General features: G+C 70.6%; 15 protein-coding genes. 4 read left to right on the forward strand and 11 right to left on the reverse strand.

Annotation, left to right across the window (positions count from 1 at the left end; all coding sequences use genetic code 11):
* Nucleotides 1-123 precede the first annotated feature (123 nt).
* The 3 genes from ABZX40_RS38090 to thyX form a co-directional block, all read right to left on the reverse strand.
* The gene (locus tag ABZX40_RS38090) at nt 124-1809 is read right to left on the reverse strand and encodes a ribonuclease J (RefSeq protein WP_355749778.1); all 1686 of its coding nucleotides are present in this window, start codon (nt 1807-1809) and stop codon (nt 124-126) included.
* 180 nt (nt 1810-1989) lie between these two features.
* Nucleotides 1990-2889 (reverse strand): 4-hydroxy-tetrahydrodipicolinate synthase, encoded by a 900-nt coding sequence (dapA, locus tag ABZX40_RS38095; protein WP_355749777.1) that lies wholly within the window; start codon nt 2887-2889, stop codon nt 1990-1992.
* A 213-nt stretch (nt 2890-3102) separates the two neighbouring features.
* Nucleotides 3103-3906: an FAD-dependent thymidylate synthase gene (thyX, locus tag ABZX40_RS38100; protein ID WP_355749774.1), complete on the reverse strand. Its 804-nt coding sequence runs from the start codon at nt 3904-3906 to the stop codon at nt 3103-3105.
* Between the two features lie 327 nt (nt 3907-4233).
* On the opposite strand from thyX, the gene ABZX40_RS38105 reads away from it, so the two are divergent.
* Nucleotides 4234-4473, forward strand: a complete 240-nt coding sequence (locus tag ABZX40_RS38105; protein ID WP_355749771.1) for a hypothetical protein — start codon at nt 4234-4236, stop codon at nt 4471-4473.
* Between the two features lie 148 nt (nt 4474-4621).
* Complete coding sequence (locus ABZX40_RS38110; RefSeq protein WP_355749768.1) at nt 4622-5179, forward strand: hypothetical protein; 558 nt, start codon at nt 4622-4624, stop codon at nt 5177-5179.
* A 162-nt stretch (nt 5180-5341) separates the two neighbouring features.
* On the opposite strand, the gene ABZX40_RS38115 is transcribed toward ABZX40_RS38110, so the two are convergent.
* The 5 genes from ABZX40_RS38115 to rpsO all read right to left on the reverse strand — a co-directional run bounded on the left by ABZX40_RS38115 (nt 5342) and on the right by rpsO (nt 10968).
* Nucleotides 5342-5794, reverse strand: coding sequence for a hypothetical protein (locus tag ABZX40_RS38115; RefSeq protein ID WP_355749765.1), 453 nt, complete (start codon nt 5792-5794; stop codon nt 5342-5344).
* A gap of 22 nt (nt 5795-5816) precedes the next feature.
* The gene (dapB, locus tag ABZX40_RS38120) at nt 5817-6569 is read right to left on the reverse strand and encodes a 4-hydroxy-tetrahydrodipicolinate reductase (RefSeq protein WP_355749762.1); all 753 of its coding nucleotides are present in this window, start codon (nt 6567-6569) and stop codon (nt 5817-5819) included.
* Between the two features lie 69 nt (nt 6570-6638).
* Nucleotides 6639-8018 (reverse strand): pitrilysin family protein, encoded by a 1380-nt coding sequence (locus ABZX40_RS38125; RefSeq protein WP_355749759.1) that lies wholly within the window; start codon nt 8016-8018, stop codon nt 6639-6641.
* The gene (locus ABZX40_RS38130) at nt 8015-10240 is read right to left on the reverse strand and encodes a polyribonucleotide nucleotidyltransferase (protein WP_355749756.1); all 2226 of its coding nucleotides are present in this window, start codon (nt 10238-10240) and stop codon (nt 8015-8017) included. Before ABZX40_RS38130 ends, ABZX40_RS38125 begins: the two co-directional genes overlap by 4 nt.
* A gap of 437 nt (nt 10241-10677) precedes the next feature.
* Entirely contained in the window at nt 10678-10968 is a 291-nt protein-coding gene (gene rpsO, locus ABZX40_RS38135) for a 30S ribosomal protein S15 (protein WP_355749753.1), read from the reverse strand.
* Nucleotides 10969-11297: 329 nt separating this feature from the next.
* Here rpsO and ABZX40_RS38140 point away from each other — a divergent pair, with 329 nt between their 5' ends.
* Nucleotides 11298-11600, forward strand: coding sequence for a DUF397 domain-containing protein (locus tag ABZX40_RS38140; RefSeq protein WP_355749750.1), 303 nt, complete (start codon nt 11298-11300; stop codon nt 11598-11600).
* Nucleotides 11601-11749: 149 nt separating this feature from the next.
* On the opposite strand, the gene ABZX40_RS38145 is transcribed toward ABZX40_RS38140, so the two are convergent.
* Both ABZX40_RS38145 and eccD read right to left on the reverse strand, forming a co-directional pair.
* Nucleotides 11750-13261 (reverse strand): PQQ-binding-like beta-propeller repeat protein, encoded by a 1512-nt coding sequence (locus ABZX40_RS38145; protein ID WP_355749747.1) that lies wholly within the window; start codon nt 13259-13261, stop codon nt 11750-11752.
* Nucleotides 13262-13706: 445 nt separating this feature from the next.
* Nucleotides 13707-15215 (reverse strand): type VII secretion integral membrane protein EccD, encoded by a 1509-nt coding sequence (gene eccD / locus ABZX40_RS38150; RefSeq protein WP_355749785.1) that lies wholly within the window; start codon nt 15213-15215, stop codon nt 13707-13709.
* Between the two features lie 570 nt (nt 15216-15785).
* Here eccD and eccCa point away from each other — a divergent pair.
* Nucleotides 15786-19757, forward strand: coding sequence for a type VII secretion protein EccCa (gene eccCa / locus ABZX40_RS38155; protein ID WP_355749744.1), 3972 nt, complete (start codon nt 15786-15788; stop codon nt 19755-19757).
* Nucleotides 19758-20117: 360 nt separating this feature from the next.
* Here the strand turns inward: eccCa and ABZX40_RS38160 are convergent, their stop codons facing one another.
* Nucleotides 20118-20414 carry a WXG100 family type VII secretion target gene (locus ABZX40_RS38160; RefSeq protein WP_355749741.1) on the reverse strand — a complete coding sequence of 99 codons (297 nt, stop codon included), beginning with the start codon at nt 20412-20414 and terminating at the stop codon, nt 20118-20120.
* Between the last annotated feature and the right edge of the window lie 6 nt (nt 20415-20420).

Below are 20420 nucleotides of genomic sequence, written 5' to 3' on the forward strand. Positions count from 1 at the left end.
GCCGCTGGTGTTGGGGGGGGGGGGGGGGGCGTCTCCCTCCTTGCCGTTGGGGGGGGCGCCGCACGCCGGGGCCCCCCCCCCCCCCCCGCTCCTGGGATGCGCTGTCCGGATCCTGGCGGTCCGTCAGACCTCCACGACCACCGGCAGGATCATCGGCCGGCGGCGGTAGGTGTCGGAGACCCACTTGCCCAGGGTGCGGCGGATGAGCTGCTGGAGCTGATGCGGTTCGACGACGCCGTCCTGGGCCGAGCGTTCCAGGACTTCGTTGATCTTCGGGAGGACCACATTGAAGGCCGAGTCCTCGATACCGGAGCCCCGGGCCTGGACATGCGGGCCCGCCGTGATCTTTCCGGTGGAGGAGTCGATGACCACGAAGACCGAGATGATGCCCTCGTCGCCGAGGATCTTGCGGTCCTTGAGGGCCGGCTCGCCCACATCGCCGACGGAGAGTCCGTCGACGTAGACGTATCCCGCCTGGACCTTGCCGGAGATTTTGGCCTTGCCCTCGATGAGGTCGACGGCGACGCCGTCCTCGGCGATGACGATGCGGTCGTGCGGGACTCCGGTGAGGGCGCCCAGTTCGGCGTTGGCTCGCAGATGGCGCCATTCGCCGTGGACCGGCATCAGATTGCGCGGGCGGCAGATGTTGTAGAAGTACAGCAGCTCGCCCGCGGAGGCGTGGCCCGAGACATGGACCTTGGCGTTGCCCTTGTGGACGACGTTGGCGCCCCAGCGGGTGAGGCCGTTGATCACGCGGTAGACCGCGTTCTCGTTGCCGGGGATCAGGGACGACGCAAGGATCACCGTGTCGCCGTCGACGATCCGGATCTGGTGGTCGCGGTTGGCCATGCGGGACAGGGCCGCCATCGGCTCGCCCTGGGAACCCGTGCAGACCAGGACGATCTCGTTGTCCGGGAGGTCGTCCAGGCTTCGGACGTCCACGACCAGGCCCGGGGGGACCTTGAGGTAGCCGAGGTCGCGGGCGATGCCCATGTTGCGGACCATGGAGCGGCCGACGAAGGCGACCCGGCGGCCGTATTCGTGGGCGGCGTCCAGGATCTGCTGGATGCGGTGGACATGGCTGGCGAAGCTGGCCACGATGATCCGCTTGCGGGCGGTCGCGAAGACCTGGCGCAGGACGTTGGAGATGTCCCGCTCGGGCGGGACGAAGCCGGGGACCTCGGCGTTGGTCGAGTCCGAGAGGAGAAGGTCGATGCCTTCCTCGCTCAGCCGGGCGAACGCGTGGAGATCGGTGAGCCGGCCGTCCAGCGGGAGCTGGTCCATCTTGAAGTCGCCGGTGTGCACCACCATGCCGGCCGGGGTGCGGATGGCGACCGCCAGGGCGTCCGGGATGGAGTGGTTGACGGCGACGAACTCGCAGTCGAAGGGGCCGATGCGCTCGCGGTGCCCCTCGGCCACCTCAAGGGTGTAGGGGCGGATGCGGTGCTCCTGGAGCTTGGCCTCGATCAGGGCGAGGGTGAGCTTGGAGCCGATCAGCGGGATGTCCGGCTTCTCGCGCAGGAGGTAGGGGACGCCTCCGATGTGGTCCTCGTGACCATGGGTGAGGACGATGCCCTCGATGTCGTCGAGACGGTCACGGATGGACGAGAAGTCCGGCAGGATCAGATCGATTCCGGGCTGCTCCTCCTCGGGGAAGAGCACTCCGCAGTCGACGATCAGCAGACGGCCGCCGTACTCGAAGACCGTCATGTTGCGGCCGATCTCGCCGAGGCCGCCCAGGGGGGTGACCCGGAGGCCACCTTGGGGGAGCGGCGGGGGCGGGCCGAGTTCCGGGTGTGGATGACTCAAAAGACTCTCCTCACCACGCACGCCACGTACCGGTGTGGCACGTGGCGCGCGTGACGTTCGTGCAAGACGCAATTGTCGTTGTCGGTGTTCTGTGCTGGTGCGGGCACCGGTGGCCCGCTGATCCGTCGTATTCAGTTGTGGAGCCTGGTGCGAGGCGGTCGTGCCTCGCGAAGTCCGATGTCAGAGCTGTACCCCGCCTGCGGCAAGATCGATCTTGAGCTGCTCGATCTCTTCGGGTGAGCAGGCGACCATGGGCGCGCGCAGCGGTCCGCCGGGCAGGTGCTGGAGGGCGAGCGCGGCCTTGGTGGTCATGACGCCCTGGGTGCGGAACATGCCGGTGTAGACCGGCAGCAGCTTCTGGTGGATCTCGGTGGCCTTCTGTACGTCACCGCTGGTGTACGCGTCGACCAGCTCGCGCAGCTCGGGGGTGACGACATGGCCGACGACGGAGACGAAGCCGACCGCGCCCACGGAGAGCAGCGGCAGATTGAGCATGTCGTCGCCGGAGTACCAGGCCAGGCCGGACTGGGCGATGGCCCAGCTGGCGCGGCCGAGGTCCCCCTTGGCGTCCTTGTTGGCGACGATCCGCGGGTGCTCGGCGAGCCGGACGAGGGTCTCGGTGCTGATGGGGACGCCGCTGCGGCCGGGGATGTCGTAGAGCATGACCGGCAGGTCGGTGGCGTCGGCGACGGCCTTGAAGTGCTGGTAGAGGCCCTCTTGGGGGGGCTTGTTGTAGTAGGGGGTGACGATGAGCAGGCCGTGGGCGCCGGTGCGCTCGGCGGTGCGGGCCAGCTCGATGCTGTGGCGGGTGTCGTTGGTTCCGACGCCGGCCACGATGTGCGCGCGGTCCCCGACCGCGTCCAGTACGGCTCGTACCAGGTCCGATTTCTCCGCGTCGCTGGTGGTGGGGGACTCGCCGGTGGTGCCGTTGATGATCAGGCCGTCGTTGCCTGCGTCCACCAGGTGGGTGGCGAGCCGCTGAGCGCCGTCGAGATCGAGTGCGCCGTCCGCCGTGAAAGGCGTGACCATGGCGGTGAGGACCCGCCCGAAGGGGGTCTGCGGAGTCGAGGTCGGAGCCATGGGTTACACGCTACTCGCTGCTCACGGCACGGTCTGCCCTTGGGGTGTCGGATAGGTCATGACAAAGATGGAGCCCGGCACTGCCTGCTCGGGGGTTCAAGCAGTGCCGGGTCCGTTTGATCAGGCTAGATGAACTTCTCTAAATGCCGCAATCCGGACACCTCGTGAGGCTGACCCGCACATCTGTGCCCGATGGGCCGTACAGCCGTGCGGTTACGGGGCGACGCGTCCGTTGGCGTTGAAGGCGGTGTGGGTGAGCGGCATCAGCCGGGCCCACTCGGCCTCCATCAGCTCGCCCACCATCTCGATCTCGCGCTGCGGGAAGGACGGCACCTTGGCCAGTTCGTGCTGGGTGCGCAGGCCGAGGAAATGCATCAGCGAGCGCGCGTTGCACGTGGCGTACATCGAGGAGAAGAGGCCGACCGGGAGGACCGCGCGGGCCACCTCGCGGGCGACACCGGCCGCCAGCATCTCCTGGTACGCCTCGTAGGAGTGACGGTAGGAGTCCTCCATGACGCGGCCGACCAGTTCCTGCTGGGCGACCGTGCCCTCCACGAACCGGTACTTGCCCGGACGGCCCTGCTGGACCAGCTTGCGGGACTCGTCGGGGACGTAGAAGACCGGCTGGAGCTCGCGGTAGCGACCGCTCTCCTCGTTGTACGACCAGCCCACGCGGTGCCGCATGAACTCGCGGAAGACGAAGATCGGGGCGCTGATCAGGAAGGTCATCGAGTTGTGCTCGAAGGGGCTGCCGTGCCGGTCCCGCATCAGGTAGTTGATCAGGCCCTTGGAGCGCTCCGGGTCCTTGCCCAGCTCGTCCAGGGACTTCTCGCCCGCCGTGGACACGCGCGCGGCGAACAGCACATCGGCGTCGGACGCGGTGTGCTTGACCAGCTCGACGGTGACATCGCCGCGGAAGCTCGGCTTGACGTCCGGGGCGGCCGGGACGCCGGGGGCGGCCGAGGCATCCGGGGCGGCCGGGGCGTCCGGGGTCGCGTCGGTGGGGGTGTCGGTCACGGTCGGAGGGTTCCCTTCCATCCACTTCACTCGGGCGGCGCCCACTCTACGGCCCGGCACTGACAGCCGGTCTTTCGGTGCGCGGCCATGACATCCGGGGCAAGCTCTGCGAACTCCGGTGAATGTCTGTGAATGCCTGTGAATCGCTGTGAACTCCTGCGAACTTCTGTCAATTCGGTGAATGCGGGCACGTTCTGGGGCGTTCGCTCGTCTGTACTGGTGAGCGCGAGGCGTTCGAACCCGCGTGGGTCGAACGCCCGAGTCCGGGCGGACGGCGAGCCGAGAGCCGTCCGTCGGGCGACGAGCCCGAGAGGAGAAGCACCACCCATGTTCCGCCGGCGCGAGCCCGTACCCTTCGCCTTCATCGCCGATGCCGACAAGTTCCGCAGCAATGTCACTCCCCCACCCCGTACCCGCCCCACGGCGGGGCAGATAGCCGGGCGCTCGCTGCTGGGGGTCACGATCGTCGCCGCCCTGGTCGGGTCGCTGATCCTCGGTATGCCGGCGCTGGAGCTGGATCAGTCGACCGCACAACTCCAGCAGTCGCAGGCGACAGAGGGCCGATGAGCGGGCGCTGAGCGGCGGCCCGTCCGTTCCTCCCCCACCCCCGAATGGCGTGGGCGGTACCCCCTTGGCCCCCCTAAGGTGGTGGGCCGCGACACGGGTCGATAGCCTCACCGGGCACAGCCCATGCATGGACGAGTGAGGACCAGCCGTGCCCCTGCCCTTCCTGACGGCCGACCGTGCCTTCGACACGACGGACGACACCGCGCTGCCGTTCGACGACCGCGACCGCTGGCGGCGCCCCTACCGCCCCGGGCCCTGGCGGGTCGGTATCGCCGCCGTCTGGCTGCTGCTCGCCTCCTTCGTGCTGTTCGCGGCGGTCATCATCGCCCTCACCGGCACCGTGTCCGGGGCGGGGGTGGTCCTCGGGATCGCGCTGGCGCTGATCGCCGTCGCGCTGCGGCTGCTGCGCTCCGGCGTCTGGGTGAGCGCCCAGGGGCTACGCCAGGTGCGCTTCCACCTCACCCGGACGGTCCCCTGGGACAAGGTCGGGGCGGTACGGACGGTGCAGCAGCCGGTGCGCTGGCTGGGGCTGCCCCGTACGGTGCAGGGCCAGGCCCTGGTGCTGGTCCGGCGCGACCGGAGCGGCGGGGACACACCCACGCTGCTGACCACGCACAACGCGGATTTCCTGGCCCGGGTCGAGGCGTTCGACCGGGCGGCGGATTCGGTGGAGGTCTGGGCGGACGAGTACGGGCGGCGGGGCTGAGGTGCGGCGGGACGTATCGCCGGTAGTCGTCGGCGCCTGCGGGTGAGCTGAGCGCGGAGGAGCCCGGTCCGGAGGGTCGGACCGGGCTCTGTGGTGTTCCGGGTGGCCGTTCCGGCCGGGGTCAGGTCGCCTCGCCGGGGCCCCGGTGCAGTCCCGCCGGGGTCAGGTCGCCTCGCCGGGGTCCCGGTGCAGGGTGATCGCACGCTGCATCGCCTTGCGGGCCCTCGGTGTGTCGCGGGCGTCGCGGTAGGCGACGGCGAGGCGGAACCAGGTGCGCCAGTCGTCGGGGGCGGCCTCCGTCTCGGCCTTGCGGCGGGCGAAGACCTCGTCGGCCGAGTCGCGGTCGACCCGGCCGCTGGGCAGGCGCCGCAGTTCATCGGCCGGCAGGCCGCCCTCGGCGTCGAGCTGGGCCGCCAGCGCGTTGGCCCGGTGGACGAACTGGGTGTTCTTCCACAGGAACCAGACGCCGATGACCGGCAGGATCAGTACCGCCAGCCCGAAGGTGACGGTCAGCGGTGTCCCGGCCTTGATCAGCAGCACGCCCCGGCTGCCGACCAGGACGAAGTAGAAGACCAGGACGGCGGCGGTGAGGGCGTAGGTAAGTTTCGCGCGCATGAGGGATCAGGGTCCGTAGGCTTCAGTTCAGGTCCAGGAAGTGTTCCAGGCCGTAGGTGAGGCCCGGGGTGGTGACCACCCGGCGGGCGCCGAGCAGGATGCCCGGCATGAAGCTGCTGTGGTGGAGGGAGTCGTGCCGGATGGTGAGGGTCTCGCCCTCGCCGCCGAGCAGGACCTCCTGGTGGGCGAGGAGACCGCGCAGCCGGATCGCGTGGACGGGGACGCCGTCGACCGTCGCGCCGCGGGCGCCGTCCAGGGCGGTCTCCGTGGCGTCCGGGGCCGGGGGCGAGCCGGCCTGGGCGCGGGCCGCCGCGATGAGCTGGGCGGTGCGGGTGGCGGTGCCGCTGGGGGCGTCGACCTTCTTCGGGTGGTGCAGCTCGATGACCTCCACCGACTCGAACCACGGGGCCGCGATCTGGGCGAACTTCATGGTCAGGACGGCGCCGATGGAGAAGTTCGGGGCGATCAGGACGCCGGTGGCGGGCGCGCGGTCGAGCCATCCGGTGAGCTGCGCGAGACGTTCGTCGGTCCAGCCCGTCGTACCGACCACGGCGTGGATGCCGTGGCCGACGCAGTAGTCGAGGCTGGCCATCACCGAGTCGGGGGTGGTCAGTTCGACGGCGACCTGGGCGCCGGAGTCGGTGAGCGTCTCCAGCGAGTCGCCGCGGCCGAGGGCGGCGACCAGTTCCATGTCGTCGGCGGCCTCGACCGCCCGTACCGCCTCGGAGCCGATGCGGCCCTTGGCACCGAGGACCGCCACGCGCAGCTTGCTCATCTTCGTCTCTGTTTCCTTGCCGGGTTTCCTTGCCGGATACGGGAGTTCGGTGGCGGTGGCCTCGCGGGGTCAGGCCACCGCGTCGTGCAGCCGGGACGCCTGCTTGTCCTTGAGCGGGCCGATGACCGACAGGGACGGGCGCTGCCCCAGGATGTCGCGGGCGACCGCGCGGATGTCGTCGGGGGTGACCGAGGCTATCCGCAGCAGCATGTCGTCCACGGACATCTGCTCGCCCCAGCACAGCTCGCTCTTGCCGATACGGTTCATCAGCGCGCCGGTGTCCTCCAGGCCGAGGACGGTGGAGCCGCGCAGCTGGCCGATCGCGCGGTGGATCTCCTCGTCGGTGAGGCCCTGCTCGGCGATCTGGTCGAGTTCGTCGCGGCAGATCTTCAGGACGTCGTGCACCTGGGAGGGGCGGCAGCCCGCGTAGACGCCGAAGAGACCGCAGTCGGCGAAGCCGGAGGTGTACGAGTACACGCTGTAGGCCAGGCCGCGCTTCTCGCGGACCTCCTGGAAGAGGCGGGAGGACATTCCGCCGCCGAGGGCGGTGTTGAGCACGCCGAGCGCCCAGCGGCGGTCGTCGGTGCGGGCGAGGCCGGGCATACCGAGGACGACATGGGCCTGCTCGGTCTTGCGGCCGATCAGCTCGACCCGGCCCGCGGTGCGGATACGGCGGCTTCCGTCGCGCGGGGCGATGGGGGCCGCCTCGGCGTTCCGGAAGGCGCCCGCCTTCTCGAAGGCCGCGCGGACCTGTCGTACGACCTTGTGGTGGTCGATGTTGCCGGCGCAGGCGACGACCAGGTGGGTGGGGTCGTAGTGCTTCTTGTAGAAGCGGCGGATGCGGTCGGCGGTGAGGGCGTTGACCGTGTCGACCGTGCCGAGGACGGGGCGGCCGAGGGGGTTGTCGCCGAACATGGTGTGCGCGAACAGGTCGTGCACACAGTCGCCCGGGTCGTCCTCGGTCATGGCGATCTCTTCGAGGATCGCGCCCCGCTCGACGTTGACGTCCTCTTCGAGGATCAGCGAGCCGGTCAGCATGTCGCAGACGACGTCGATGGCGAGCGGCAGATCGGTGTCGAGCACGCGTGCGTAGTAGCACGTGTACTCCTTGGCCGTGAACGCGTTCATCTCGCCGCCGACGGCGTCGAGGGCGGAGGAGATGTCCAGGGCGGATCTGCGGCCGGTGCCCTTGAAGAGCAGGTGTTCGAGGTAGTGGGTGGCGCCGTTGAGCGCGGGGGTCTCGTCGCGGGAGCCGACGTGCGCCCAGATGCCGAAGGTGGCGGAGCGCACGGAGGGGAGGGTCTCGGTGACGATGCGCAGACCACCCGGAAGAGTGGTCTTGCGGACCGTACCGATCCCTGCGGTGCCCTTGATGAGGGTTTGGGTACGGGCGACGGCCCGCGCCTCCGAGGAGGGGCGGGCCGTCGCCTGGGAGCCAAGGGACGTCACTGGTCGGCAGCGTCCTTCTTGTCGTCGCCCTCGGCGTCGTCGGCGCCCTCGATCACGGGGATCAGGGAGAGCTTGCCGCGGGAGTCGATCTCGGCGATCTCGACCTGGACCTTCTGGCCCACCCCGAGGACGTCCTCGACGTTCTCCACGCGCTTGCCGCCGGCGAGCTTGCGGATCTGCGAGATGTGCAGCAGGCCGTCCTTGCCCGGGAGCAGAGAGACGAAGGCACCGAAGGTGGTGGTCTTCACGACCGTACCCAGGTAGCGCTCGCCGACCTCGGGCATCGTCGGGTTGGCGATGCCGTTGATCGTGGAGCGGGCGGCCTCGGCGGAGGGGCCGTCGGCGGCGCCGATGTAGATCGTGCCGTCGTCCTCGATGGTGATCTCGGCGCCGGTGTCCTCCTGGATCTGGTTGATCATCTTGCCCTTGGGGCCGATGACCTCACCGATCTTGTCGACCGGGATCTTCACGGTGATGATCCGCGGCGCGTTGGGGGACATCTCGTCGGGCCGGTCGATGGCCTCCATCATCACGTCGAGGATGTGGAGCCGGGCGTCGCGCGCCTGCTTGAGGGCGGCGGCGAGCACGGAGGCCGGGATGCCGTCGAGCTTGGTGTCGAGCTGGAGGGCGGTGACGAACTCCTTGGTGCCGGCGACCTTGAAGTCCATGTCGCCGAAGGCGTCCTCCGCACCGAGGATGTCGGTGAGGGTGACGTAGTGCGTCTCGCCGTCGATCTCCTGGGAGATCAGGCCCATGGCGATACCGGCGACCGGGGCCTTCAGCGGCACACCGGCGTTCAGCAGCGACATGGTGGAGGCGCAGACCGAGCCCATGGACGTCGAGCCGTTGGAGCTGAGCGCCTCGGAGACCTGGCGGATCGCGTAGGGGAACTCCTCGCGGGTCGGCAGGACCGGGACGAGGGCGCGCTCGGCGAGGGCGCCGTGGCCGATCTCGCGGCGCTTGGGGGAGCCGACGCGGCCGGTCTCGCCGGTGGAGTACGGCGGGAAGTTGTAGTTGTGCATGTAGCGCTTGCGGGTCACCGGGGAGAGGGTGTCCAGCTGCTGCTCCATACGGAGCATGTTCAGCGTGGTGACGCCCAGGATCTGGGTCTCGCCGCGCTCGAACACCGCGGAGCCGTGCACCCGCGGGATGGCCTCGACCTCGGCGGCCAGGGTGCGGATGTCGGTGACACCGCGGCCGTCGATGCGCTTCTTCTCCTTGATCACGCGCTCGCGGACGAGAGCCTTGGTCAGGGAGCGGTAGGCGGCGGAGATCTCCTTCTCGCGGCCCTCGAACTCCGGCAGGAGCTTCTCGGCGGCGAGGGTCTTGACGCGGTCCAGCTCGGCCTCGCGCTCCTGCTTGCCGGCGATGGTGAGCGCCTGGGCCAGCTCGGGGCGGACGGCGGCCGTGAGGGCCTCCAGGACGTCGTCCTGGTAGTCGAGGAAGATCGGGAACTCGCCGGTCGGCTTGGCGGCCTTGGCGGCGAGGTCGGCCTGCGCCTTGCACAGGACCTTGATGAAGGGCTTCGCGGCGTCCAGACCGGCCGCGACGACCTCCTCGGTGGGGGCCTCGGCGCCGCCCTCGACCAGCTTGATGGTCTTCTCGGTGGCCTCGGCCTCGACCATCATGATCGCGACATCGCCGTCGTCCAGGACACGGCCCGCGACGACCATGTCGAAGACGGCGTCCTCCAGCTCGCTGTGGGTGGGGAAGGCCACCCACTGGCCGCGGATCAGGGCGACGCGGACGCCGCCGATCGGGCCGGAGAAGGGCAGACCGGCCAGCTGGGTGGACGCGGAGGCGGCGTTGATCGCCACGACGTCGTACAGGTGGTCGGGGTTGAGGGCCATGATCGTGGCGACGACCTGGATCTCGTTGCGCAGGCCCTTGCGGAAGGACGGGCGCAGCGGGCGGTCGATCAGCCGGCAGGTGAGGATGGCGTCCTCGGAGGGACGGCCCTCACGGCGGAAGAAGCTGCCGGGGATCTTGCCGGCGGCGTACATCCGCTCCTCGACGTCCACCGTGAGGGGGAAGAAGTCGAGCTGGTCCTTGGGGTTCTTGGAGGCGGTGGTGGCCGACAGCACCATGGTGTCGTCGTCCAGGTACGCCACGGCGGAGCCGGCGGCCTGCTTGGCCAGGCGGCCCGTCTCGAAGCGGATGGTGCGGGTGCCGAAGGCGCCATTGTCAATGACGGCCTCGGCGTAGTGGGTCTCGTTCTCCACTAGCGTTTTCTCCGATACTTGTCGTCTTTCGTCCCACCGGGCCCGTGTGGCGCGGGGGACGGCCTCGGAGAAGCACACCGTCCGATGCGGGCCGGTCTTCGATCGAAGCACCCGGGGCTCGCTTCCCCCCGGGGGCCACTACCGAGGACCGGCGGCGGCTGGGCGCGCTTCTCCTCGTTCATCTGGTTCGTCTAATTCGTCTGATTCGCTCAGGTCGTGCGTCGCATGCTGTCGCCCTACCCCTTCGGGTACGGGACATCACGCTCTGTTCGTATCTCGTGCTCGTGCCTGCGGGGAGCGCCGACACACCTTCTGCTCACCACACTACAAAGCGGCAGTGACACCGCGCACGTTTCCGTACGGACGGTAAAGCCCGCGTACGTACGGCAAAAGGGAGCGGCTCCCTGGTCACGGGAACCGCTCCCCTTCGTGGCGTCCTACTTGGCGCCGCCCGCCGCACCGCGGCGGATGCCGAGGCGGTCGACCAGCGCACGGAAGCGCTGGATGTCCTTCTTCGCCAGGTACTGGAGCAGGCGACGGCGCTGACCGACCAGGATCAGCAGACCCCGGCGCGAGTGGTGGTCGTGCTTGTGGGTCTTGAGGTGCTCGGTCAGGTCCGAGATCCGCCGGGACAGCAGGGCGACCTGGACCTCGGGGGAGCCGGTGTCGCCCTCCTTGGTGCCGAACTCGGTCATGATCTGCTTCTTCGTAGCGGCGTCGAGCGACACGCGTACTCCTTGTGATGAGTGAGTGGCCACCGAGTGCCCCCGGTCTCTGTCTCGGGGGAGCTTCCACGACTCGGAAGGCGGGATCCGCTGGGCGCGACCGCCGGGGCACCGCGATCCCTGAGCGGGATCCTCGGAGCATCCGGGGATGCGTACACAAACGGCCGTCACCCAGAGTACCAGCAGGCGGCGACGCCCCTGACCGCGGTGTCCGAACATCGTCGTCGGGTCCCTTACGCCCACTAGGGTGAGCCGATCGGAATGGACCGATCGGAATGTCCGCGGCGAAGATCCGCGGGAAGATCCGCATGCCGGGAAGGGGTCGCTTCGCGATGGCGGAGGAAGTGCACGAGGACGTCAGGGCACGCAAGGAGCGGGAGCGGGACGAGCTGTACGGGCTCGACATCTCCGGCGTGGAATGGCACAGCGCGCCGGGCACCGAGCAGCACGAGGAGCGTGTCGAGATCGCCTATCTGCCGGACGGCGCCGTGGCCATGCGGTCCTCGCTCGATCCCGGGACCGTGCTGCGGTACACGGAGGCGGAGTGGCGGGCGTTCGTGCTGGGGGCGCGGGACGGGGAGTTCGATGTGACTCCGGCGCCGGGCGGTGGGGGTGGGGGGCTGGGGCAGGAGTAGGGGTTCTTAGGGATCTTGTGGAGGGGCGGCGCCTGCGGGTGCCGCCCCTTTTTTGTGCGGCGGTACGGGGGGCGTTTCGGCGGGGGTGCGGGGGTGCGTTTGTGCGGGGGTGCGGAAGCGCGGGGGGGGATCCAGGGTGCCGCGTCCCGCTAGTGCTCCAGCCCGAAGCTGCCGATCGCTATCGAGGCCAGTACCGGGGCCTCGGGGTCCTCGGCGTCCGGCTCGATCTGGCGCCTGGAGAGGAAGAGACGGCCCTGTTCGACGACGATGTCCGACCACTCCAGATCGGCCAGCTGGCCCATCTCCTCCTCAGGGAGCCCGAACAGGAGGTAGGGGGTCTCCTTGTCGGTCTCGGGGTTCCAGGCCACGACGGCGGTCGGTTCCACCTCGCTGAGGCTCTCGCGGATGATCAGCAGTTCGTCGCCGCTGGTGCGGAGCGGGTAGACCGGCTGGTAGGGACGGCCCTCGAACTTCCCCGTGGTCTTTCCGGTGGCGGTGTCGAAGGCGACGATCCAGTTGGCGGGCTGGGCCGGGGTGGGCTCCTCCTTGGTGGCGACATAGAGCCGGTCGTCGTCCACGACCAGGGCGTCGCAGTGCTCGACCACTCCGAAGAAGGGCGAGGAGAAGTAGCGGTCTCCGCACTTGGGGTCGTGGCGGCCGGACATCGGGACGGTGGCCAGATAGGTGCCGTCGTCGTCGAGGGTGATCAGTTCCGTGACGGACGTGTCCCCCGCGGCGACGGCGAGGACGGGTGGCTCGGACGACGGGAGGTAGACGTCCTGGACGCCGCGGGCGACCTCGTAGGTCCATTCGGGCTCGCCGGTGCGGGGGTCGAGGCGCTGGACGCGGTAGGTGGCGTTGGCGCCGGTGCCGCAGGTGAGCAGCGCCAGCAGGGCGCGTCCGCCGGCGAAGCCCCGGTCCTCGCAGCTGGAGACGGAGGTGCCGTCCCAGAGCTTGCGGCCGTCCTTCATGTCGTAGGCGACGGAGCCCTGGCCCCAGGCGATGGCGACGACGCCCCGGGTGAGGGTGAGGTTGGTGTTGGTGACGAAGGCGGAACCGGCCGAGGGCATGGTGGACTGCCATAGCTTTTTGCCGGTGTCTATGTCGAAGAAGACCACCTGGTCGCAGACGCCCTCGGTGTCGGCGCCGTCGGGCTTCGGGGGCTGTACGACGACGGCGGTGCGGCCGTCGGCGGTGACATGCTCGCTGGTGGCGCAGAGGTGGCCGTCGAGGTCCAGGGTCCAGGCGGGGTCCTCGGAGTCCGGGGCGATGTCGTAGCCGAGGATCTTGTCGGCGGTGCCCTTGGCGAAGATCTCGCCGGTGGCCCAGGTGCCGGGCGCGTAGCGATCGCCGCCGTTCTTGAACTCCTCCAGCCCGGTCTCCTGCTGGTACAGCATGAGCCGTCCCTCGGGTGAGGCGGGGGGCTTCTCGACGGTCTCGCGGATCTCGTCGGGCTGCTGGGCGACGGCGGCGGGCCGGTCGTCGGCCGGTGTGTCGCCGGAGGAGCCGGGGGATGCCAGGAGCCAGGTGCCGATGCCGGCCCCGGCGAGCAGCGCGAGCGCTCCGGCCACGCCGAACCACCGCAGGCGACGCCGGCTGCGGCGGCCTTCGGCGGCCCGGTGGGACTCGGTGTAGATCGAGGGGGGCGGGCCGAAACTCACTCGGGGTGCCTTTCTTGGTGGTGGGGTGGGGTGCGCCTCCGGCCGGGGGGGGCGGTGGCGGGGTACGGGGGGTGCGGGGGTGGGGTGGGCCTCCGGCCGGATGGCCGGTGGCGGGGTACGGGGGTGGGGTGCGCCTCTGGCCGGGGGCCGCGGTACGCCGGTGTGGGGGTGCCGTGCTGCTTTGGGGGTGGAGCGGCGATGCCGGGGCGGGTGTCGGTGGGATTGCCGGGCGGCCGTTGGCCGGACCGCCGATACGGGGGGGCACAGGTCACCAGTCCCGCCGTACGGCCCCATGCGGTGGACGCAGGCCCGTCCGCCTCCGTGCGGTCCCCGGGCTGTGGGCGTGGGCGCAGGCCCGTCAACCCCCGTACGGGCCCCTTGCGGTGGACGCAGGGCCGTCCCCCGCCCCGTACGGCCCCCCATGCCTCGGTGCGGACGCGGCCCCTCAATCCCCCGTCATCGACCGCGCCGAGGCGTACACCTCGAAGACGGCCAGGGCCAGCGGTACCAGGGTCAGCAGGACGAAAGCCTCGGCGATCTCCATGAAGCGGCCCCAGAACGGGGTGACGCCCTGGCGGGGGGCGATCAGCCCGATCGCCGTGACCAGCGCCGTCGCCGCGCCCAGCGCCGCCACCAGCCACACCGTACGGATGTCGAGCGCGGTGGTGTCGCCGATGAGGGCGTCGCGGATGTAGTCCTGCGGCGGGTTCAGGGCGAGGCCGAGGCCGAGGAAGACCAGGCAGGCGAGCCCGGCGGTGAGCGTCGCGGCCACCTGGCCGGTGTAGCGGAACAGATGGGCCCGCATCAGCATTGCGATGCCGGTGGCCAGGGCGAGCAGTTGGGCCCAGAGGTCGCTGGAGAAGCTGAGCACGATCGCGGCGCCGACGGTGACCAGCGCGCAGCCGCCGACCAGTCCGACGAGGAGTTCATGGCCGCGGCGGGCCTGGGCGACGATGCGCTCGGCGTCGACGGGCTCCGGGGTGGTGGGCTCGTCGGTGCTGTACCCGCGCGCGGGGTTGGGCTGGGCGAAGCCGATGGGCAGCCGGGCGAAGCGCATGGACAGGCCGGGCAGGAAGGCCAACGCGCAGACCGCGAGCGGAGCGCAGACGGCGGCCGTCTCGATGGGCCGCAGATCGGTGAGCATCGCGATGAAGGTGGTGATCAGGCCGATCATCGAGGCGAGGACGAAGGCCACGAAGGGCCCGTCGCCGCCCGGCGAGATCAGGGTGAGGACCACGGCGGCGACCAGGACGGCCGCGCAGGCCAGCAGGAACTGGAGCCGCCCGATGCCCTGTCCGTCGGCGAGCGGCAGCAGCCCGGAGCCGGCGACGGCCAGGTTGGGCAGCGCGCCGAGGCCCAGGGCGATGGCGGAACCGCGGTCGTCGTAGACCCGCGCGCGGACGCACGCGATGGTGACCAGCAGGACTCCGGTGACGGCGGCGAGGATGCCCTGGAGGCTGTGCATGTCGTGGCGGAGCTGGGAGCGCCAGGCGACGAAGGCGAGCAGGGCGGGCAGTACGCCGCCGGCGATCAGACCGGCCGCGCGGGTGAGGTCCGCGCTCCACAGGGTGCGGTCCTGGGTGACGGCGGAGGCGACCGCCTCGGAGACGTCGTCGTGGACGGCGGGCGGGAGGGACTCGGCGAACGGACGCAGGGTCAGCAGTTCGCCGTCCAGGATGCGCTGGGCGGCGAAGGAGCGGGAGCCGTCCAGGACCGTGCCGTCACGCCGGACCAGGTGGTAGCCGACCGGGGCGCCCTCGGTGGGGCGCTGCTGGGACAGGCGCAGGATCTCCGGGTAGAGATCGGCGACCGGTACGTCGTCGGGCAGGGCCACGTCGATGCGGCTGTCGGGGGCCACGATGGTGACCCGGCAGAAGCCGTAGCCGGTGCCCGACCCGGCAGGGGTCGCGCTGCCCGTTCCGCCGGTCCGGCCGGCCGGCGCGGAGGCCGTCATGCTCACCTGCTGTTCCCCCTTGTGTCGCTTGCATCGCTTGCGTTGCTTGCTTTGCCTGTGTCGCTTGCTTTGCCTGTGTCGCTTGTGTCGCTGTCTTCGTTCTTGTGTGTCGCTGTCTTCGTTCTTGCGTCGTTCCCGGTGTGCGGACCACTTCGTTCGTGCGGGGCGCTCGGGTCGTGCGGGGCGTTCGCGTCGGCGGCCGGGGCGCCGGGCTGGCTGCCGGGCGCGCGACCGCCTGTGGCGATCCTGTGCACGTCGTGCGTACCTTCTGCGCTCTGTTGCGTATCCCCTGCGTATCCCCGCGTAGCCGTCGCGTACATGCCGCCGAGCCCTGCCCGCCGCGCCGGTGCGGTACGTCACCGTGGCCGGGAGCAGGCGGGAACGCTCGTGGTGAACGGTGCGGATTGCCCGGTTTACCCGGTCCGATTCGCAACTGTTCACAGGTCTCACGGGCACCCTACCGCCCGCCACTGTCAGTGGCGGTCAGTAGGATCGCGCTGCGCGATCGACGCTCGCCGGACACGGGGCGGCGGGTGGAACGGGTCGGGTCGGCAAGGGAATTGGTGCGAAGTGAGCCACATCGTCGTCAAGCGCCCACCGCGGGCACTGCCGAAGGAAGTGCCCACCAGTGAGGTGGTGGTCCAGCCGCCGCCCGAACTGCCGCGGGGGCAGCAGGAGGGCGCGCTGATGCAGTTGCTGCCCATGCTCGGCATGGGCGGCTCGGTGGTGTTCTTCTTCAATCCGCAGGCCCAGCCCTTCATGAGGATCATGGGCATGGTGATGATCGCCTCGACGATCGCCATGGGCATCGCGATGCTGATCCGCTACCGCCGGGGCAACCAGGGCCAGCTGGCCGACATCCGCCGCGACTACCTGCTTTATCTGTCCCAGACCCGTCGCAACGCGCAGCGCACCGCGCAGGCCCAGCGGGACGCGCAGTACTACCTCCACCCTTCGCCGGAGCAACTGTGGGCGCTGGTCGCCGAGGGCAGCCGGGTGTGGGAACGCCGTACCGGTGACGAGGATTTCGGCCAGGTGAGGGTCGGTCTCGGCCCGCAGTCGCTGGCCACTCCCCTGCTGGCGCCGCAGAGCGCGCCGGTGGACCAGCTGGAGCCGCTCACCACGGGCGCGATGCAGCGCTTCCTGGCCACCCACGCCACCGTGGAGAGCCTGCCCATGGCGGTCTCGCTGCGGGCCTTCTACCACGTGACGATCAGCGGGGAGCCGGTCACCGTACGGGGCGCCGCGCGCGCGGTGACCGCCTCCCTCGCCTCGCTCCAGTCCCCCGAGGACCTGGTCATCGCGGTCGCCACCGGGCGGGACGCGGCGGCCGAGTGGGAGTGGGCGAAATGGCTGCCCCACGCGCAGGCGCGCGGGACGGCCGACGGCGCGGGCAGCCTGCGGCTGATCACCACCAACCCGATGGAGCTGGAGGAGTTGCTGGGGGCCCGGCTCCAGGGCCGTCCGCGGTTCCATCCGGACGGCCCGCCGGTGCCGGAGCAGCCGCAGGTGGTGGTCGTCCTCGACGGGGTCTCCCTGCCGCCGACCTCGCTCCTGGCCAGCCCCGAGGGCCTCCAGGGGGTCACGGTCCTGGAGGTGGTGCCGGGCGAGCTGACCAGCGGGCGCGGTGACCTCTCGATCGTCGTCCACCCGCGCGAGCTGCGGCTGGAGTCGGCGCACGGCATGGTCTACGAGGGCGCTCCGGACGTGCTGGCGTACGAGGGGGCCGAGGCGCTGGCGCGGCAGCTGGCGCCGCTGCGGATGGCCTCGGGCGGGGACGACGACGAACCGCTGCTGGCCAATCTGGAGTTCACCGATCTGCTGAACCTGGGCGACGCGGCCTCCGTGGACCCGCGGCGCACCTGGCGGCCCCGTTCGCAGTCGGAGCGGCTGCGGGTGCCGATCGGGCTCGGCGAGGACGGCCGTCCGGTGATGCTGGACCTCAAGGAGGCCGCGCAGGAGGGCATGGGCCCGCACGGGCTGTGTGTCGGCGCCACCGGCTCCGGCAAGTCGGAGCTGCTGCGCACCCTGGTCCTCGGTCTGGCCGTGACGCACTCCTCGGAGACCCTGAACTTCGTCCTCGCCGACTTCAAGGGCGGCGCGACCTTCGCGGGCATGGCGCAGATGCCGCATGTGGCGGCGGTCATCACCAACCTGGCGGACGATCTGACCCTGGTCGACCGGATGGGCGACTCCATCCGCGGGGAGCTGAACCGCCGTCAGGAGATGCTCCGCGACGCGGGCAACTACGCCAACATCCACGACTACGAGAAGGCCCGCGCGGCGGGCGCCCCGCTCCAGCCGCTGCCGTCCCTCGTCCTGGTGATCGACGAGTTCAGCGAACTGCTCACCGCCAAGCCGGACTTCATCGAGATGTTCGTCCAGATCGGCCGGATCGGCCGCTCGCTGGGCGTGCATCTGCTGCTGGCCTCGCAGCGCCTGGAGGAGGGCCGGCTGCGCGGCCTGGAGACGTACCTCTCGTACCGGATCGGTCTGCGGACGTTCTCGGCGGCCGAGTCGCGCGCGGCGATCGGCGTTCCGGACGCCTATGAGCTGCCCAATGTGCCCGGTTCCGGGTTCCTGAAGTTCGGCACGGACGAGATGCTGCGCTTCAAGGCGGCGTATGTCTCCGGGGTGTACCGCACCAGCGCGCAGCAGGCCGCGTCGTACGGCGGGCCGCTGCCGGTGGACCGCAGGCCGGTGCTGTTCACGGCGGCGCAGGTGCCCGTGCGGTACGCGGCGGTGCCGCCGCAGCGCGGCGAGGAGGAGCCGCAGCGCCAGGACGACGCGCTGGCGGACACCGTGCTGGATGTGATCGTGCGGCGGCTGGAGGCGCAGGGCCCGGCGGCCCACCAGGTGTGGCTCCCGCCGCTGGACAGCCCGCCCTCCCTGGACTCCCTGCTGCCGGGCCTGGCGGCGGTGCCGGGCCGCGGTCTGACCCAGCCGGGGTACGAGGGCGCGGGGCGGCTGGTCATCCCGGTCGGCCTGGTCGACAAGCCGTACGAGCAGCGCCGGGACCCGCTGTGGACGGACTTCGGCGGGGCGGCCGGGCATATGCAGATCCTGGGCGGCCCGCAGTCCGGCAAGTCGACGCTGCTGCGCTCGCTCATCGCCTCCTTCGCCCTCACCCACACCCCGCACGAGGTGCAGTTCTACGCGCTGGACTTCGGCGGTGGCGGTCTCTCGGCCGTCGCCGGGCTCCCGCACGTGGGCGGGGTGGCCTCCCGGCTGGACCCGGAGAAGGTCCGCCGGACGGCGGCGGAGGTGTACGGCATCCTGACCCGGCGCGAGGAGTACTTCCGCACCGCTGGGATCTCCTCCATCGCCGAGTTCCGCACCCGCCGTGCGCGGGGCGACATCGCGGTGACGGACCAGCCGTGGGGCGATGTGTTCCTGGTCGTCGACGGCTGGGGGAACTTCCGTTCGGACTACGAGGCGCTGGAGCCGTTCATCCTGGACATCGCCGCGCGCGGGCTGGGCTACGGCATTCACGTCATCCTCACCGCCTCGCGCTCCATGGAGGTCCGTTCGAACATGAAGGACCACCTCATGAACCGGCTGGAGCTGCGGCTCGGCGACCCCATGGACTCCGAGTTCGACCGCAAGGTCGCGGCGAACGTCCCGACCGGGGTCCCCGGCCGCGGCCAGACCCCGCAGAAGCAGCACTTCATGGCGGCCGTCCCCCGCATCGACGGCCTGTCCTCCGACACGGACCTCGCGGAGGCCACCCAGGCGCTGGCCGCCGAGGTCACCCGGCACTGGCAGCAGCCGGGCGCGCCCGAGGTACGGCTGCTGCCGCGTGCGTTCCCGGCCGCGCAGCTCCCGCCGGGCGACCGCTTCCCGCAGCGGGGGGTCGCCTTCGCGCTGGACGAGGACAATCTGGAGCCGGTCTTCGTCGACTTCGACACCGACCCGTTCTTCCTGGTCTACGGGGAGAGCGAGTCCGGCAAGTCCAACCTGCTGAAGCTGCTGGTCAAGCGGCTCACCGAGCGCTATCCCGGCGACAACTGCAAGCTGTTCGTGGTCGACAACCGGCGCTCCCTGCTGGGCGTCACCCCGGCCACGCATCTGGCCGAGTACATCCCCATGTCGAACCAGATGCAGCACCACATGGACGCCCTGGCCGACCTGATGCAGCGCCGCACCCCGACGGCGGACGTCACCCCGGAGCAACTGCGCGACCGCAGCTGGTGGCAGGGGCCGAACGTCTACATCGTCATCGACGACTACGACCTGGTCGCCACGTCCAGTGGCAACCCGCTGTCCGGCCTGACCGAGCTGCTCCCCTTCGCCCGTGACGTGGGCGTCCGCTTCATCATCGCCCGCTCCACGGCGGGCGCGGGCCGCGCGGGCTACGAGCCGTTCATCCAGCGGATGAAGGAACTGGGCGCCCAGGGAGTGGTCCTGGCGGGCGACCCCGGCGAGGGCGACCTGCTGGGCGGCATCCGCCCGCGCGCGATGCCGCCGGGGCGGGGGGTCTTTGTGTCGCGTAAGCGGGGGAAGCCGTTGGTTCAGGTGGGGTTGGGGGAGGAAGGGCACTGAGGTCGGGTGGCGGCCGGGTGCCGGCCGGCTGTGGGGGGTGGGGGACTGGAGGTTGGGGGCTGGGCCGGCTGACGTCGGGCTGTCGCGCGCCTATCCGCCTGTGGGCTGGGATGGCTGATGTCCGCCGCCGACCGCCTACCGGGGATGACGGGTAAGGATCATCGAGGCCCCCGCCTCCTGAGATCGGGGGGCGAGGTTCGCCCCGGCCCCGGCCCTGGTCCCGGCCGCCGCCCCACTGGAACAGCAGCAGGGTGGGCGCCTCCCGCGCGCGCCCACCCTGGTCTGCTTGTCACCTTGCCACCACCGGTTTCACGGAGGCACGGTTCGCTTCGCTGTTCGCCGTGCCGCGCGAAAGGCGTGCTACATGAAGTAGCTGGCCGCCCGGCGGTCGCCCTCCATGTACGTACCGCCGGACTGGGCGACGACCTGGCCGATGCCCATCAGGGCCGTGTGGATGTCGTTGGCCTCCTTGTCCCAGCGGCGCAGCTTCTCGCCGAACTGGTCCTGGGCCTGGCCGGCCCAGTACTCGCGGCTGCGCTCGACCAGCGAGCGGAGCTCCTGGAGGTCCTGTTCGAGCTGCTTGGCCTCGTTGCCGATGTTGGTGGCGGCGATGTCGAGACCGTCATAAGTGACGGACAGCCCCTCGTTGTTGCGCATGGTGTC

Origin of the sequence: Streptomyces sp. NPDC004610 (assembly GCF_040609715.1) — a bacterium.
GTDB lineage: Bacteria > Actinomycetota > Actinomycetes > Streptomycetales > Streptomycetaceae > Streptomyces.